Annotated in this window: 14 protein-coding genes, 1 tRNA gene, 1 pseudogene and 1 riboswitch; of the genes and pseudogenes, 9 read left to right on the forward strand and 7 right to left on the reverse strand. The window is 65.7% G+C overall.

The genetic code is table 11. The features are described 5' to 3' along the window. Positions 1 to 5: 5 nt before the first annotated feature. The gene (locus AC1DT7_RS10385) at positions 6 to 641 is read left to right on the forward strand and encodes a glutathione S-transferase family protein (RefSeq protein WP_478035866.1); all 636 of its coding nucleotides are present in this window, start codon (positions 6 to 8) and stop codon (positions 639 to 641) included. A gap of 50 nt (positions 642 to 691) precedes the next feature. On the opposite strand, the gene AC1DT7_RS10390 is transcribed toward AC1DT7_RS10385, so the two are convergent. From AC1DT7_RS10390 to AC1DT7_RS10400, 3 genes are all read right to left on the reverse strand, one after another. Continuing rightward, entirely contained in the window at positions 692 to 883 is a 192-nt protein-coding gene (locus AC1DT7_RS10390; protein WP_478035867.1) for a DUF1289 domain-containing protein, read from the reverse strand. Between the two features lie 7 nt (positions 884 to 890). Continuing rightward, positions 891 to 2,366 (reverse strand): DEAD/DEAH box helicase, encoded by a 1,476-nt coding sequence (locus tag AC1DT7_RS10395; protein ID WP_478035868.1) that lies wholly within the window; start codon positions 2,364 to 2,366, stop codon positions 891 to 893. A 123-nt stretch (positions 2,367 to 2,489) separates the two neighbouring features. Beyond that, a complete protein-coding gene (locus tag AC1DT7_RS10400) occupies positions 2,490 to 2,939 on the reverse strand; it encodes a hypothetical protein (RefSeq protein ID WP_478035869.1) in 450 nt (149 codons plus the stop codon). A gap of 89 nt (positions 2,940 to 3,028) precedes the next feature. Here AC1DT7_RS10400 and AC1DT7_RS10405 point away from each other — a divergent pair, with 89 nt between their 5' ends. Both AC1DT7_RS10405 and AC1DT7_RS10410 read left to right on the forward strand, forming a co-directional pair. Then, positions 3,029 to 4,477: an FAD-binding oxidoreductase gene (locus tag AC1DT7_RS10405; protein WP_478035870.1), complete on the forward strand. Its 1,449-nt coding sequence runs from the start codon at positions 3,029 to 3,031 to the stop codon at positions 4,475 to 4,477. 58 nt (positions 4,478 to 4,535) lie between these two features. Continuing rightward, complete coding sequence (locus tag AC1DT7_RS10410; RefSeq protein WP_478035871.1) at positions 4,536 to 5,309, forward strand: SapC family protein; 774 nt, start codon at positions 4,536 to 4,538, stop codon at positions 5,307 to 5,309. Between the two features lie 428 nt (positions 5,310 to 5,737). Here the strand turns inward: AC1DT7_RS10410 and AC1DT7_RS10415 are convergent, their stop codons facing one another. Next, positions 5,738 to 6,595 (reverse strand): N-formylglutamate amidohydrolase, encoded by an 858-nt coding sequence (locus AC1DT7_RS10415; protein ID WP_478035872.1) that lies wholly within the window; start codon positions 6,593 to 6,595, stop codon positions 5,738 to 5,740. Positions 6,596 to 6,732: 137 nt separating this feature from the next. On the opposite strand from AC1DT7_RS10415, the gene cpdR reads away from it, so the two are divergent. Further along, complete coding sequence (gene cpdR, locus AC1DT7_RS10420; RefSeq protein ID WP_478035873.1) at positions 6,733 to 7,110, forward strand: cell cycle two-component system response regulator CpdR; 378 nt, start codon at positions 6,733 to 6,735, stop codon at positions 7,108 to 7,110. Between the two features lie 71 nt (positions 7,111 to 7,181). Then, positions 7,182 to 7,256, forward strand: a tRNA-Val gene (locus tag AC1DT7_RS10425). Between the two features lie 52 nt (positions 7,257 to 7,308). On the opposite strand, the gene AC1DT7_RS10430 is transcribed toward AC1DT7_RS10425, so the two are convergent. After that, positions 7,309 to 7,566 carry a hypothetical protein gene (locus AC1DT7_RS10430; RefSeq protein ID WP_478035874.1) on the reverse strand — a complete coding sequence of 86 codons (258 nt, stop codon included), beginning with the start codon at positions 7,564 to 7,566 and terminating at the stop codon, positions 7,309 to 7,311. A gap of 106 nt (positions 7,567 to 7,672) precedes the next feature. Beyond that, positions 7,673 to 7,873, forward strand: a riboswitch (cobalamin riboswitch). Positions 7,874 to 8,111: 238 nt separating this feature from the next. On the opposite strand from AC1DT7_RS10430, the gene AC1DT7_RS10435 reads away from it, so the two are divergent. From AC1DT7_RS10435 to AC1DT7_RS10450, 4 genes are read left to right on the forward strand one after another with little or no spacing between them, the layout of a single operon-like run. Then, complete coding sequence (locus AC1DT7_RS10435; protein ID WP_478035875.1) at positions 8,112 to 10,007, forward strand: TonB-dependent receptor plug domain-containing protein; 1,896 nt, start codon at positions 8,112 to 8,114, stop codon at positions 10,005 to 10,007. Beyond that, entirely contained in the window at positions 10,007 to 11,080 is a 1,074-nt protein-coding gene (locus tag AC1DT7_RS10440; RefSeq protein ID WP_478035876.1) for an ABC transporter substrate-binding protein, read from the forward strand. Before AC1DT7_RS10435 ends, AC1DT7_RS10440 begins: the two co-directional genes overlap by 1 nt. Positions 11,081 to 11,094: 14 nt before the next feature. Then, positions 11,095 to 12,039, forward strand: a complete 945-nt coding sequence (locus AC1DT7_RS10445) for a FecCD family ABC transporter permease (protein ID WP_478035883.1) — start codon at positions 11,095 to 11,097, stop codon at positions 12,037 to 12,039. Next, positions 12,030 to 12,806 (forward strand): ABC transporter ATP-binding protein, encoded by a 777-nt coding sequence (locus AC1DT7_RS10450; RefSeq protein WP_478035877.1) that lies wholly within the window; start codon positions 12,030 to 12,032, stop codon positions 12,804 to 12,806. The genes AC1DT7_RS10445 and AC1DT7_RS10450 overlap by 10 nt, the downstream gene beginning before the upstream one ends. Positions 12,807 to 12,910: 104 nt before the next feature. Here the strand turns inward: AC1DT7_RS10450 and AC1DT7_RS10455 are convergent. Both AC1DT7_RS10455 and AC1DT7_RS10460 read right to left on the reverse strand, forming a co-directional pair. Further along, a pseudogene (locus AC1DT7_RS10455) lies at positions 12,911 to 13,066 on the reverse strand (IS630 family transposase); the annotation flags it as partial. A 28-nt stretch (positions 13,067 to 13,094) separates the two neighbouring features. Further along, a partial coding sequence (locus AC1DT7_RS10460) for an integrase core domain-containing protein (protein ID WP_478035878.1) occupies positions 13,095 to 13,292 on the reverse strand: 198 nt, incomplete at its 5' end.

The raw sequence follows: 13,292 nt of genomic DNA on the forward strand, positions 1-13,292 counted from the left end.
ACGAGATGGCAACCCAACTGACTTTCTACACCAATCCGATGTCGCGCGGGCGGATCGCCCGATGGATGCTGGAGGAGACCGGCGCCGAATATGAGACGATCGTGCTCGATTACGCGTCGACGATGAAGCAGGAGCCCTATCTCTCGATCAACCCGATGGGGAAGGTGCCGGCGATCGTCCATGATGGACATGTCGTCACCGAATGCGCTGCGATCTGTGCCTATCTGGCGGACGCCTTTCCCGATGCGGGGCTGGCGCCGCCCACCCAAGACCGCGCCGATTATTATCGCTGGCTGTTCTACGCGGCGGGACCGGTCGAGCAGGCGGTCACGAACAAATCGATGAACTTCGCGCCCAACGACCAGCAGCAGCGCATGGCGGGCTATGGCAATTACGACCTGGCCGTCGATACGCTCGAAAAGGCGGTGTCGATGCATCCCTATATCGCCGGCGACAGCTTCACCGCGGCGGATGTCTATGTGGGGTCGCAGGTCGGCTGGGGGACTCAGTTCGGCACCCTGCCAAAGCGCGACGCCTTTGCCGCCTATCTGGAACGCATCACGTCGCGCGACGCCTATAAGCGCGCCAACGATATCGACAATGCGCTGATGCCCGTGGCGGAGCCCGAGCGGGCTGAGTGAACGGCGTCCGCTGACGCCCCTTTTTTTGAGGCCCTCGCCTTCAGGGGGCTTTAAGGTCGCCGGCCCGGCAACGCCGCCATCACCTCATCACGCCAAGGCGCGCTCCCGCTCGACCAGCCGGCGATCTCGTCGATCGTTCGAGCGCAGCCGACGCACAGCCCCGTGGCCGCGTCCATCTCGCAGATGTTGACGCAGGGACTGTCGATCCGCCGGACTGGCACCGCTTCGACGATCCCGTCCATTCGAAGCTCAGTAGGTCAGCTTCGCCATCAGGAAGTCGGGCAGAGGCCCATTCCAGCCCTCGTCGGGGCCGTCGTCCTGCGATCCGCGCGCGGGACGATCGTCGCGCGCCGGGCGTTCCTGGCGCGGCGGGCGGCTGTCGCGGGCCGGCCGCTCTTCGCGGGGTGCGCGTGCCTCGCGTGGGGCACGGGCGGGCCTTGCGGGGCGCTCTGCTTCGGCCTCGACCTCGACCGCTGGTTCGATATCGGCCGGCTCGGCCTTGGCGGCCCTCGTCCTGGCGGGCTTTTTCGGCTCGGCCTTGGGCGCCTTGGTAACGGGCTTGGCCCTGCTGCCGCGGCCACGTGGGGTGGCGGCGGATGCGGGCTCGTCCTCGGCGCCTTCGAAGCGCTCGATCTTCAGGCCCGTCAGCTTCTCGATGTTCTGGATATTCTCGGCATCGTCCGCCGTCACCAGCGTGAAGGCAACGCCGGTCGCGCCCGCGCGGCCGGTGCGGCCGATACGGTGGACATAATCGTCGGGATGCCAGGGTGCGTCGAAATTGAAGACGTGGCTGACGCCTTTGATGTCGAGCCCGCGCGCCGCGACGTCGGAGGCAACCAGGATATTGACGTCGCCGGCCTTGAACCGGTCGAGCTCGGCGATGCGCTGCGATTGCTCCATGTCGCCATGGATCTCGCTCGACCGGAAGCCCTGGCGCTGCAGTGCCTTGTTCAGGTCGCGCACCGTCGTCTTCCGGTTCGAGAAGATGATCGCCGTCTTCACGTCCTCATGCTCGAGCAGTTCGACGAGCTTGTCGCGCTTCTTCGAGGCGGAAACGGGTACAAGCCACTGCTTGATGTTGATGTTCGCGGTCGCGGGGCGCGCGACCTCGATCGTCTTCGGGTTCGACAGGAACTTGTCGGCCAGCTTCTTGATCGGCGGCGGCATCGTCGCGGAAAAGAGCAGGGTCTGGCGCTGCTTGGGCAGCTTGGTGCAGATTTCCTCGATATCGGGGATGAACCCCATGTCGAGCATCCGGTCCGCCTCGTCGATCACCAGCAGATTGCAGCCGGTCAGCAGAATCTTGCCGCGGCCGAACAGGTCCATCAGCCGGCCCGGCGTCGCAATCAGCACGTCGACGCCCTTTTCGAGCGCCTTTTGCTGGTCGCCCATCGACACGCCACCGATCAGCAGCGCCATGGAGAGCTTGTGGTACTTGCCGTATTTTTCGAAATTCTCGGCCACCTGCGCGGCTAGCTCGCGCGTCGGCTCGAGGATCAGCGAGCGCGGCATGCGCGCGCGGCTGCGGCCTTCGCCCAAGATGTCGATCATCGGGAGCACGAAGGCTGCGGTCTTGCCCGTGCCGGTCTGCGCGATGGCGACGATGTCGCGCATCATCAGGACGCTCGGGATCGCGCTCGCCTGAATTGGAGTCGGCTCGGTATAGCCGGACTCGTTCACGGCTTTCAGAAGTTGGTCGGATAGGCCGAGGTCGGCGAAAGTCATGCGGTGTCCGGAAAAAAGCCAGGTCATCGTGGCCGGGCTAGCCCCTGAGCGCTTGCCGATAAGGGCGAGATTGTCAAGAAAAAGGGGCGTTTGCACTCTATTGGGGCCGCCCGAAGGCGATTTTTAGCGCTTCACCTTGGCCACCAAGCGCTTGAATTCCTCGATCGGGCAGGACCCGCCGGATCGCGAACGGATCGCGTCGCGATCGGCGCAGACCATGCCGTCCGGCGTCGGTTTCAGGTAGTAGCTTGAATAATAATCGAGCGGCGGACAATCGTCGTCGAGTTTTGCCCGGACCCTCGATCCGTCGTCGATCATCAGGTCGATGCTGTCGGGTGCCGAGATGGCGGCGCCGACGAGATCGCCCATCATCACGCATTTCGGGCCCTTCTTCTCGGACCAGGTGACGGACGACAGGGGCTGGACCGGCTGTCGCGGAGGAACCGACATGCGCGGGATGCGGATGATGATCCGCTGGTGCACCGTCAGCTGCGCAACCTCGACCTTCTCGATGCGTGACTCGTCGACCGACGCCCCCGGAGCGAGGGCGAGCAGGATCAAGGCGAGAATCACCGGTTGTGACATTGCTTCGCGGCGTTAACCGAAATGCTTGAACAGTGCATGAATTGGCGTGCCACTTGGTGCGTGGTAGGGCGTCGGCCATGACGCCCGCCCAACATAGTCTGACCGAATCGGTCCGCGAGAAGCTCGGTCCCAAGGCCGTGATCACCGACGACTCAGCGATCGCCCCATGGGTCAGCGACTGGCGAGGACGCTATCATGGCGCGACGCCGGCGATCCTGGCGCCCGACAGCCGTGACGGCGTGGCGACGATCCTGACGCTGGCGCGTGACCTGGGCGTGCCGCTGGTACCGCAGGGCGGCAATACCGGCATGGTCGGCGGCGCCACTCCTGGCGCTGATGGCTCGGCGCTGATCCTGTCGCTGCGGCGGATGAACCGGATCCGCTCGATCGAGCCGGAGAATGGGCTGGCCGTGGCGGAGGCCGGCGTGATCCTCGCCGATCTCCATAATGCCGCGCTCGACCGTGGCATGCGTTTCCCCCTGACGCTCGGCGCGCGGGGCAGCGCGACGATCGGCGGCCTCTGCTCCACCAATGCCGGTGGCACCCAGGTGCTGCGCTTTGGCACGATGCGCAGCCTGGTCGCCGGTGTCGAGGCGGTCTTGCCCGACGGCAGCGTCCATGACGGGCTGGTTGCGCTCAAGAAGGACAATCGCGGGTACGATCTCAACCAGCTGCTGGTAGGCGCCGAGGGGACACTCGGCGTCATCACGGCGGCGACGCTACGCCTCGTGCCGGCCATCGCGGCACGCGCGGTCGCCTGGGCCGGGGTGGCCGATCCGGCGATTGCGCTCGCGCTGCTGCGCCGGCTGGAAGCGGGTACCGACCGAATCGAGAGCTTCGAGATCGTGCCCGATACGACGCTGCAGCTGGTGCTGCGGCATATCCCGGGTACGCGAGCGCCGCTTTCCAGCCAAAACGACTGGCATGTGCTGATCGAGGCGGTGACGACCGATCTCGCGGCCGAATCGCCCACCGACCTGCTCGAGCGGCTGCTCGCGCCCGCCATCGCCGACGGCCAGGTGGCCGATGCGGTGATCGCCGCAAGCGAAGCGCAGGCGGATGCGTTCTGGCACATCCGCGATTCGATCTCCGAGGCCGAGCGCAACAACGGGCCGGCCGTGCAGCACGATATCTCCGTGCCGGTGTCCGGCATGCCGCGCTTCATGATCGAGGGCGGGGCGGCGTGCGAGGCACGGTTCCCCGGTACCGAGGCGATGGCGTTCGGCCATCTCGGTGACGGCAACGTGCATTTTCACATTCGCGCGCCGCACGGCGTCGACCCGGCTCGCTGGTATGCCGAGGAGGCGCCGGTCGTCACGCGTTTCGTCAACGATCTGGTCGTCGCCGCGGGCGGCTCGATCTCGGCCGAGCATGGTATCGGCCAGATGAAGCTCGCGGAGCTCGAACGCCTGTCATCTCCTGCGCGTATGTCTGCTCTGCGGGCGATCAAGGCTGCATTCGATCCGGGGGCACTTATGAACCCGGGTAAGCTCGTGGCGCTTGCGCCCGCGTCGCTGGCACCATAGAGCCGGGCGCCGTCCGGCACGCACAGGCCGTTACATTCAGTCCCGATGGAGAGTTTTCATGGCCAGCGCGCCGCAATCGCAACTTCCGCTGTTCTATAACGCGCTCGAACCGCTTTCGAGCGAGACGCACGTCAACTTCAAGATGCGCCCGATGGCCCAGGCGAAGTTCCTCGTCGGCCAGCATGCCATTCCGATCACGGTCGACGAATTCCCGCTGGCGCAGCGCCATTTCCCGATCGTCTTCACCGAAGGCGATGATTCGGTGCCGCTCGCGCTGATGGGCCTGAACGAGGGCATCAACGTGTTCGTCGACGCCGAAGGCGCGCTGACCGAGAATTTCATGTACGTGCCCGCCTATATCCGGCGCTACCCGTTCATGCTCGCCCGCCTGCGCCCGAACGCCGACGAGCTGTCGCTGTGCTTCGACCCGACCTCCGACAGCATCGGTGGCGATTTCGACGGGCAGGCGCTGTTCGACGACGGCCAGCCGTCCGAAGTCACCAAGAACATCATGCAGTTCAACGAATCCTTCGAGCAGGCCGGCGCCCGTACCGCGCAGTTCATGCGCGACCTGAAGGAGATGGACCTGCTGATGGACGGTGAAACCACCATCCAGGCAGACGGTATCGAGCAGCCGTTCATCTATCGCGGCTTCCGCATCGTGAACGAAGAGAAGCTGAGCGACCTGCGTGGCGACCAGTTGCGCAAGATCCACAAGAACGGCATGCTGCCGCTCCTGTATGCGCATCTCTTCTCGCTTGCCCTGATGCGCGACATCTTCAGCCGTCAGATGCAGCTCGGCCTGGTGCCGCCGCAGCTTCCGGCCGCCTGATCGGCGCTGAGCAACCTCCCATTCCGGTCGCTACTCTCGACGAGCGATTCGGCCTGAGGACAGCGTCTCTCCTTATCTGAGCCTTCGACCCTCCGGTGCGACTCGTGCCGGCGGGGTCGGGGCTTTCGCATGTAAGGGGGGCGCCGGGTACGCACCCGATTCATCCTGCTGCGGCACCGCGGCATTATTTTCTGTCGTGAATGGTACCGTTCACGCAATTAACGCGCGAAAGCGGCTGCTGCCGCCAAGCACATTCAAACCGGCTCTTTTCGCTCTTGAAGCGCCAAAACCGGGCTCCTATATCTGTTTAGCGCGGCGTCGTGTCCCCCCTTTCGCGGGGCCGTGCGACACACCTCCGGGTGTGTCTCCTCCCTGAACCTTGGCCACCGCGTGCTGCATTGCACGCGGTGGTTTTTTTATGATTCTGCCTATTCGGCGGCGATCGCGCCGGGCAGGGCCAGGGTCTCGTCCGCCACTGCATCGATCATCCGCCGCAGCAATGTCGCCATCGCCGTCAGCCCGTCCCCCGGACCGTCGAGCGCGGGGTCGAGGTAAAGCGAGCGGTCGAACTCGATCTGGATCGCGTGGATGCCGGTCGCGGGCCGGGCCTGCGCGTCCAGGATATACCCGCCGGCATAGGGTGCGTTCAGCGCGACGGATATCCCGTCGGCGAGGATCTCGTTTTCCAGTCGATGAACGAATCGAGACGCGGCCGACCGGCCAAAACGGTCGCCCAGCACAATCCGCGCCGTTCCCTGCGCCGGTGTCAGCGGCGGCATCGAATGAACGTCTAGGAGCACCGCGATGCCGAAGCGTGTGCGGGCGCGCTTCAGCGCCTCGGCCAGGGCGGCGTGATAGGGCCGGTGGTCCGTTTCGATCCGCGCCATTACCTCGTCGCCGTCGAGCCGCCGCCGCCAGATGTCGCCGGCGCCTGAAACCCGGCGCGGAACGAGGCCGAGTCCGCCACGCATCCTGGCCGACTGGATCGGCATCGCCTGGCGGCTTGCACCGTCGTCGATGCCGGGGTCGCGTTCCTGCTCGCTGCGGTTGAGGTCGATCCAGGCCCGGGCGACGCGCTGCACCAGCATCGTCTCGTTGGCACGTGCCAGGATGGCCACGGCGTCGATGTGGCGGTCCTCCAGCGGCGTCAGCGCCACCACGGGCACCCGCAGCGCAGCACGCAATGCCAGCGGATACTCGCGCCCGGCGTGCGGCACTGACAGGATGACCGGGCTCTCCGGCTCGTCGGGGCCGTATCGGTCGAAGGAAAGGGCGCTCTCGGCCATTGTCTTCAGCCTAGGCCGGGTGCCCCTCCGCCGCAATCGCGCTTTGTGCCGGAACGGCATGGCAGGGCCGGTCCGAACGCTGGAAAATCTTAAGAGCTTGGCGCATATGCTCGGGCCACCAACTGAGCGGGATCGCGATGATCAGAATATTGCTGGCCGAAGACGACCGGGTGATGCGCGAATATCTGACGCGTGCGCTCGAGCGTTCGGGATATGCCGTCAGCGCGGTCGATCGCGGCACAGATGCGATTCCGCTGCTTGAATCGCAGCAGTTCGACCTGCTGCTCACCGATATCGTCATGCCGGAAATGGACGGCATCGAGCTTGCGCAGCGCGCTGGCGAGATGTGCCCGGATCTGCGCGTCATGTTCATCACCGGCTTCGCGGCGGTCACGTTGAAGGCAGGCAAGACGATGCCGCAGGCCCGCGTTCTCTCCAAGCCGTTCCACCTGCGCGACCTCGTGCTCGAGGTCGATCGCATGTTCGAAATGGAGAATGCGACGAGGGGTCTTTGAATGAAGGGTGCGATTTCGTGCATGGCCGCTTGCGCCATCCGATAACCCTCGTTAGAGGGCGCAACTCGCGTGGGCGTGTAGCTCAGTGGTAGAGCACTGTGTTGACATCGCAGGGGTCGCAAGTTCAATCCTTGCCACGCCCACCATTTTAAAAAGCCCGCAAGGTTTCAGGACCTTGCGGGCTTTTTTATCGCCGTCTCAGTCAGGTTCGCGCTGGGCGCCGGATTCGACCGCACGCAGCATGCGTGAGCGGAACTTCACCCGTTGCCAGAAGGTCGCGTCCTGCAGGCGCCTTTCCTTGATCGCGTCGCCGGTCAGCTGGTCGAGCATCGCGTCGCTCATTTCGGCGTCCCCACTGGCGAACTCGCCCGAGATTTCGTCGAAACGGTCTCGCTGCTCCTGCGCCGTGTAGGTGCGGGGAACGAACGCCGTCGTCCGGGCCGAGGAACCGTTCATGTCAGGACCGCCTTGATGGAATCAACGGTCCGGACCGGCGGCGTGTTCCCGCGTTGATGGCGCGCGCCACGGGGCACGTCGCTTGCGTCCCCGCCCGCGCGCCGATAAGGGCGCCAGCGTGACGGGTTCCCGGCAAGGGGAACAATAGGGAAGTCGGTGCGCGGAACGGTCCGCAATTCCGATGCTGCTCCCGCAACTGTGACCGGATAGCAGATGCTCCCAACTGCCACTGGGCGAAGGCCCGGGAAGGCGGAGCATCAGGCGAAGACCCGGAAGTCAGGAGACCTGCCCGCCACAGTCGATCCATCGCGCGGGCGGGATGCACCGGGCGGTCGAGGGCATTGCCTCGAGCGAGCGACATGAACCGGGCCATCGGGGCCGGATGTCGCCTGAGGCGCGTCCGGCATTCGCGGCCCCATGTAGAGGGGTAGATTATGTCCATCAATTCCACGGTCAACGACAACGCTATTTCCTCCCATTCCGGAGATATGCGTAACGATCGTTGCGGACTCGCACTTTTTCGTCGTCACCGGCTTGGTAACCAATTGAGCCTCCTGGCAATCCCCGTTGCGTTGTTGTCCGCTGCGCCGGTGTCCGCGCAGGAGGCGGGCGAGGAGTGCAAGGCCGGGTCGGACGACTGCATCGTCGTCGCCGACCTGCGCGCGGGGCCGGACATCGTCGTCGCGGCGCGCGTCCCGCAATATGCCAGCCAGATCGGCCAGTCGGTCACGGTCATCACCCGCGACCAGATCGAGCAGCGCCAGACGGTCGCCGTTTCCGATCTGCTGGCGACCACGCCCGGCATCACCGTTTCGCGTAACGGCGGACTTGGGACCGTCACGGCAGTGCGTATCCGCGGCGCGGAAGGCGAGCAGACACTGACCCTGATCGACGGGGTGCGGGTCAATGATCCGTCCTCACCCGGGGGCGCTTTCGATTTCGGCTCGTTGCTCGCCGGTTCGATCGACCGGATCGAGATCCTGCGTGGGCCGAACTCGGTGCCCTGGGGTAGCCAGGCGATTGGCGGCGTGGTGAACATCGTCACCGCGCGTCCAACCGAGGGCCTGCAGGGCCGCGGCAGCGTGGAATATGGCTCGTTCGACAGCGTCTTCGCCAATGCCGGCATTTCCGGCGGCCGCGGCCCGGTCACTGCATCGCTCACCGGCGGCTATGCCCGTACGGACGGCATCTCGATCGCCGCGAACGGCACCGAGCCCGATGGCTATCGACGCTACGGCGCGACCGGTCAGGTCGGCATCGCGTTCACGGACGAGATCGGGGTGGATCTGCGCGGCTATTACGCGCACAGCAAGACCGACTTGGACGGCTTCGCCTCGACCCCGCCTTATGGCCTGATCGACGATCCCGAATATTCGACGTCGCAGGAGATCTACGGTTATGCCGGGGTCCATGCGAATTTGCTCGACGGGCGATTCCGCAACCGCGCCGCCTTCACCATCGCCGACATCAACCGTGACAATTTCGATCCACGGGCCGGTTCGGACGCCATCTTCTTCGGCCGCGGCCGGAGCGAGCGTTATGAATATCAGGGCGATTTCCAGGCCGCGCGGCAGCTCCGGCTCGTTGCCGGCGTCGAGCGGGAGAACAGCAATTTCCGCACCGACACCGACAGTCACGCGAGCCACATCACCAGCTATTACGGCCAGGCCATCGTAACGCCGATCGACATCCTGACCGTCACGGGTGGCCTCCGCCGCGACGAGAATGCCGATTTCGACGGGCATACCAGCTATAGCGTCAATGCGGCCCTAGCGCTGCCCGAGGGGACCATTTTTCGCGGCAGCTACGCCGACGGTTTCAAGGCGCCGACGCTGTATCAGCGCTTCGCCTCCTTCTACGGCACAATCGACCTGAAGCCGGAGGTTTCGCGCAACTATGATTTCGGCGTCGAGCAGCGTCTGTTGAGCGGTGCGGCGACGATCGGGGTCACCTATTTCCACCGCGATACGAAGAACCAGATCGATTTCGATTCGGTCACCTTCACCTACAGCAACATCGTTCGCACGCGCGCCAAGGGTGTCGAAGTGGAACTGTCGCTGCGACCCACCGACGCCCTGACGCTGACCGGCAATGTCAGCTATATCGACAGCGAGAACCGGTCGCCCGGCCTCAATTTCGGCAAGGATCTGGCACGGCGTCCGAAGGAGACGGCCAATATGTCGGTGGACTATCGGCTGCCCTTCGGTCTCTCGGTCGGTGGAACGGTCAGCATCGTCGGAGACAGCTTCGACAATGCCGGCAACACCACCCGGCTCGATGGCTATGTCTTGACCGGCCTGCGCGCGGAAATGCCGATCGGCGATCGCTTCTCCGTCTATGGCCGGGTCGACAATCTGTTCGACGAGAAATATCAGACGGTCGCGAACTATGGCACGGCCGGTCGTGCCGCCTATGGCGGTATCCGCGTGAAGCTCCACTGATGACCCTCCGTTCATCAGAACGGAAAATCGGGCGCGCGGTCCTGCCGCTGCTCCTGCTTCTCGCCGGGTGTTCGCCCGCGCGGCCGCCGGGCGGCGGCGGGATCGTTTCCACCAATCCCTGTTCGGATGCGGTCCTGATCGATCTGGTCCCGGCCGGTCGCATCGCCGCGATCAGCCATTATTCGCAGGATCCCGGGGCGACCTCGATCGACCTGTCCGTGGCGAACCGCTTTGCCTCCACCACCGGCACTGCGGAGGAAGTGATCGCGCTCAAGCCCGACCTGGTGGTGACGAGCAGCTTCACGCCCGCCAGCACGCGCAACGCCTATGACCGTGCCGGGCTGAAGACCCTGGTGCTCGATTATCCGTCGACGATCGAGCAGAGCAAGGCGCAGGTCATGCAGATCGCTGCCGCCGTCGGGGCCGAGGCGCGGGGCAGGGCGCTCAACGCGCGAATCGACGCCGCCGTTCTTTCTGCTCTTCCCCGGCGAAGGCCGGGGCCCAGTTGGGAAGGTGGAAATAAGGGAGCGTCGGCACCAGCCAAAGGGCCTTCCGATACTGGGCCCCGGCCTTCGCCGGGGAAGAGGGAAGAAGCGAATCCCTCGGCACTCCTCTTCATCTCCGGAGACCTCGCCAACGGGACGGGCACCCTGCTCGACGAATTGCTGACCAGGGCCGGCTTCCGCAACGCCGCGGCCGATTACGGACTTGCCTTCACCAGCACCCTCCCGATCGAGACCATCGCCATGAAGCCGCCGCGCGTGATCTTCACCCCCGGCCCGTCGCGCATGGCGGGGCTGCGCGGGCGTGTCCTCGCGCGCACCGGTGCGACAGTGTCGGAGGCGGCGTTTCCCCGCACCCTGGTCAATTGCGGTGGGCCGACAATCATCCCGGCCATCACCCGCCTCGCGGCGGTTCGGCGCTCACTGAACATGCTTGGTCGGAGCGAAGGCTCGTTAACCCCTCTCCCAGCGGGAGAGGGGCAAGCTGCGCAGCAGCGCGGGGTGAGGGTGACGCAAATCACCCGCACCCTCCCGGCGCTTCACTCTCTCCCGATGGGAGAGGCAAAGTGAAGCTCAAGCTGTTTTTGCTCTCCCTGCTGGTCGTGCTCGCCTTCGGGCTCTCGCTGATCGCGGGCAAGGTCTGGATTCCACCGAGCGCCTGGTTCTCCGGCGATCCGCGGTTCGCCATCATCGTCGAGCTTCGCCTGCCGCGCGCGCTGCTCGGCCTTGGTATCGGTGCGGCGCTCGGCCTGTCGGGTGCGGTGCTGCAGGGCTATCTCCGCAACCCGCTCGCCGATCCGACGGTGGTCGGCGTCTCGGCCAGCGCCGCGCTGGGCGCGGTGGCGGCGATCGTCTTCGGCATCGCGGCCAACCCGCTCATCCTGTTCGCCTGTGCCATGCTCGCGGCGGGCGGCGCGATGGCGCTGCTCGCCGCGCTGACCTGGCGTTCGCCAAGCCCGGTGCAGTTCATCCTGGCCGGCACCGTGCTGGCCAGTCTGGCCGGTGCGCTTACCGCCTTCCTCATCTCGATCGCGCCCAATCCCTATGCGGTCGCCGAGGTGATCGACTGGCTGATGGGCGCGCTGACCGATCGCAGTATCGAGGATGTCCGCATCGCCATGCCGTTCATGGCGTTGGGCGCCATCCTGCTGTTCCTCACCGGCCCGTCGCTTGACGCGCTGACCCTGGGCGAAACGGCGGCGCGGTCGCTCGGCGTCAGGCTCGGCCGGCTCCAGGCGCTGGTGGTGCTTGGCACCGGCCTCACCATTGGCGCCGGCGTCGCGGTGACCGGCGTGGTCGGTTTCGTCGGCCTGGTCGTGCCACATATGCTTCGCCCGATCTTTGGCCACCGGCCGTCTGTCCTGCTGCTGCCGAGCGCCCTGGGCGGGGCGGCTTTGGTCCTTGTCGCCGACAGCCTGTGCCGCCTGGCCCCCGGCGCGGGCGAGGTCAGGCTCGGCGTGGCGATGGCGCTGCTCGGTGCGCCCTTCTTCCTGATGCTCCTGCTCAAGGGTCGCACGTCATGGAACTGAGTATCCATGGCCTCGGCGTCACCCTGTCGGGCCGCACGGTGCTCGATGGCGTCAGCGCGGTACTCCGCCCCGGCCGGGTTACCGCGATCCTCGGCCCCAATGGTGCGGGCAAGTCGACCCTGATCAAGGCGGTGGCTGCGCTTATAGTCCCGACCACCGGCTCCGTCCGGCTCGGCGACCGCGACGTCGCCGCCCTGGCCCCCCGTGAGCGGGCGCGGTGCATCGGGTATCTGCCGCAGGATGCGCGGGTGCAATGGAACATCACCGTAGCCGACGTGGTCGCGCTCGGCCGCGCCCCACACCGCGCGCCCTTTGCCGGGCCGGATGCACAGGATGCCGAGGCAGTGGCACGGGCAATGGTGGCGACCGAGACCACTCATCTTGCCGATCGCCCGATCAACGAGCTGTCGGGTGGCGAACGTGCGCGTGTGCTGCTCGCCCGTGTCCTTGCCGGCGAACCCGACTGGCTGCTCGCCGACGAGCCGCTGGCCGGCCTGGATCCGCGCCACCAGTTCGATATCCTCGACCGGCTGGGCGAGGTCGCGCGACAGGGGAGTGGAATCGCGATCGTGCTGCACGACCTGCTCCATGCCGGCCGCGTGGCCGACGATGTGCTGCTGCTCCACCAGGGCCGGGTTCTGGCGAGCGGGGAGGCGGGCGCGGTGCTCACGCCGGAGAACCTGCGTACTGCTTTCGAGATCGAGGTCAGCGTCCAGCGGGATGCACAGGGGCGGCTGACCTGCCTGCCATTGGGCCGGGTGGGCTGAGCGGGCGGTCGACCGCTATCCTCACGGGGTGGGGTGGGGGTCAGGAGACACTCGCGCATGTCGCAGACGAATTGATCATGCTGAGTATCTAGAGTCGGATGACATTAGCTTGATCCGTATCCGGAGTTGAGCAAGTAATTGCGGCATTCATCTGGGCTGAAGGTGTCTAGTATGGAGCCGATGCGTCGCCAGGTTGCGTCGTGGGTACGCTCTGCGGCCTTGCGCAGCAGGTGCTTGAGCTTGGCGAAGACCTGCTCGATCGTGACGTGCTCCCCCGAGTGTTACCACTCAGACATAGAGTCCATGCCCATTTTGCTGGCTGGTTGCTGATATGGCAACGGGCATGGGGGCATGCCCCCATGCCCGTTTGCCGGCGATCTCGGCGGGTGTTTTTCCGCCCAGTTTCGAGTGTGGCCTGACGTTGTTGTAGTCGTCACGCCAGGCCGCCAGTACCCGGCGCGCATGCGCCAGTGACCGGAACAGCGT

This window comes from Sphingomonas sp. P3_C6, from assembly GCF_056402595.1.

Bases quoted from the DNA above. Each gene is read 5' to 3' on its own strand.
- AC1DT7_RS10385 (WP_478035866.1), top strand. From the start codon at position 6: ATGGCAACCCAACTGACTTTCTACACCAATCCGATGTCGCGCGGGCGG.
- AC1DT7_RS10430 (WP_478035874.1), bottom strand. From the start codon at position 7,566: ATGAACGGTTCCTCGGCCCGGACGACGGCGTTCGTTCCCCGCACCTAC.
- AC1DT7_RS10390 (WP_478035867.1), bottom strand. From the start codon at position 883: ATGGACGGGATCGTCGAAGCGGTGCCAGTCCGGCGGATCGACAGTCCC.
- AC1DT7_RS10450 (WP_478035877.1), top strand. From the start codon at position 12,030: ATGGAACTGAGTATCCATGGCCTCGGCGTCACCCTGTCGGGCCGCACG.
- AC1DT7_RS10405 (WP_478035870.1), top strand. From the start codon at position 3,029: ATGACGCCCGCCCAACATAGTCTGACCGAATCGGTCCGCGAGAAGCTC.
- AC1DT7_RS10440 (WP_478035876.1), top strand. From the start codon at position 10,007: ATGACCCTCCGTTCATCAGAACGGAAAATCGGGCGCGCGGTCCTGCCG.
- cpdR (WP_478035873.1), top strand. From the start codon at position 6,733: ATGATCAGAATATTGCTGGCCGAAGACGACCGGGTGATGCGCGAATAT.
- AC1DT7_RS10395 (WP_478035868.1), bottom strand. From the start codon at position 2,366: ATGACTTTCGCCGACCTCGGCCTATCCGACCAACTTCTGAAAGCCGTG.
- AC1DT7_RS10415 (WP_478035872.1), bottom strand. From the start codon at position 6,595: ATGGCCGAGAGCGCCCTTTCCTTCGACCGATACGGCCCCGACGAGCCG.
- AC1DT7_RS10410 (WP_478035871.1), top strand. From the start codon at position 4,536: ATGGCCAGCGCGCCGCAATCGCAACTTCCGCTGTTCTATAACGCGCTC.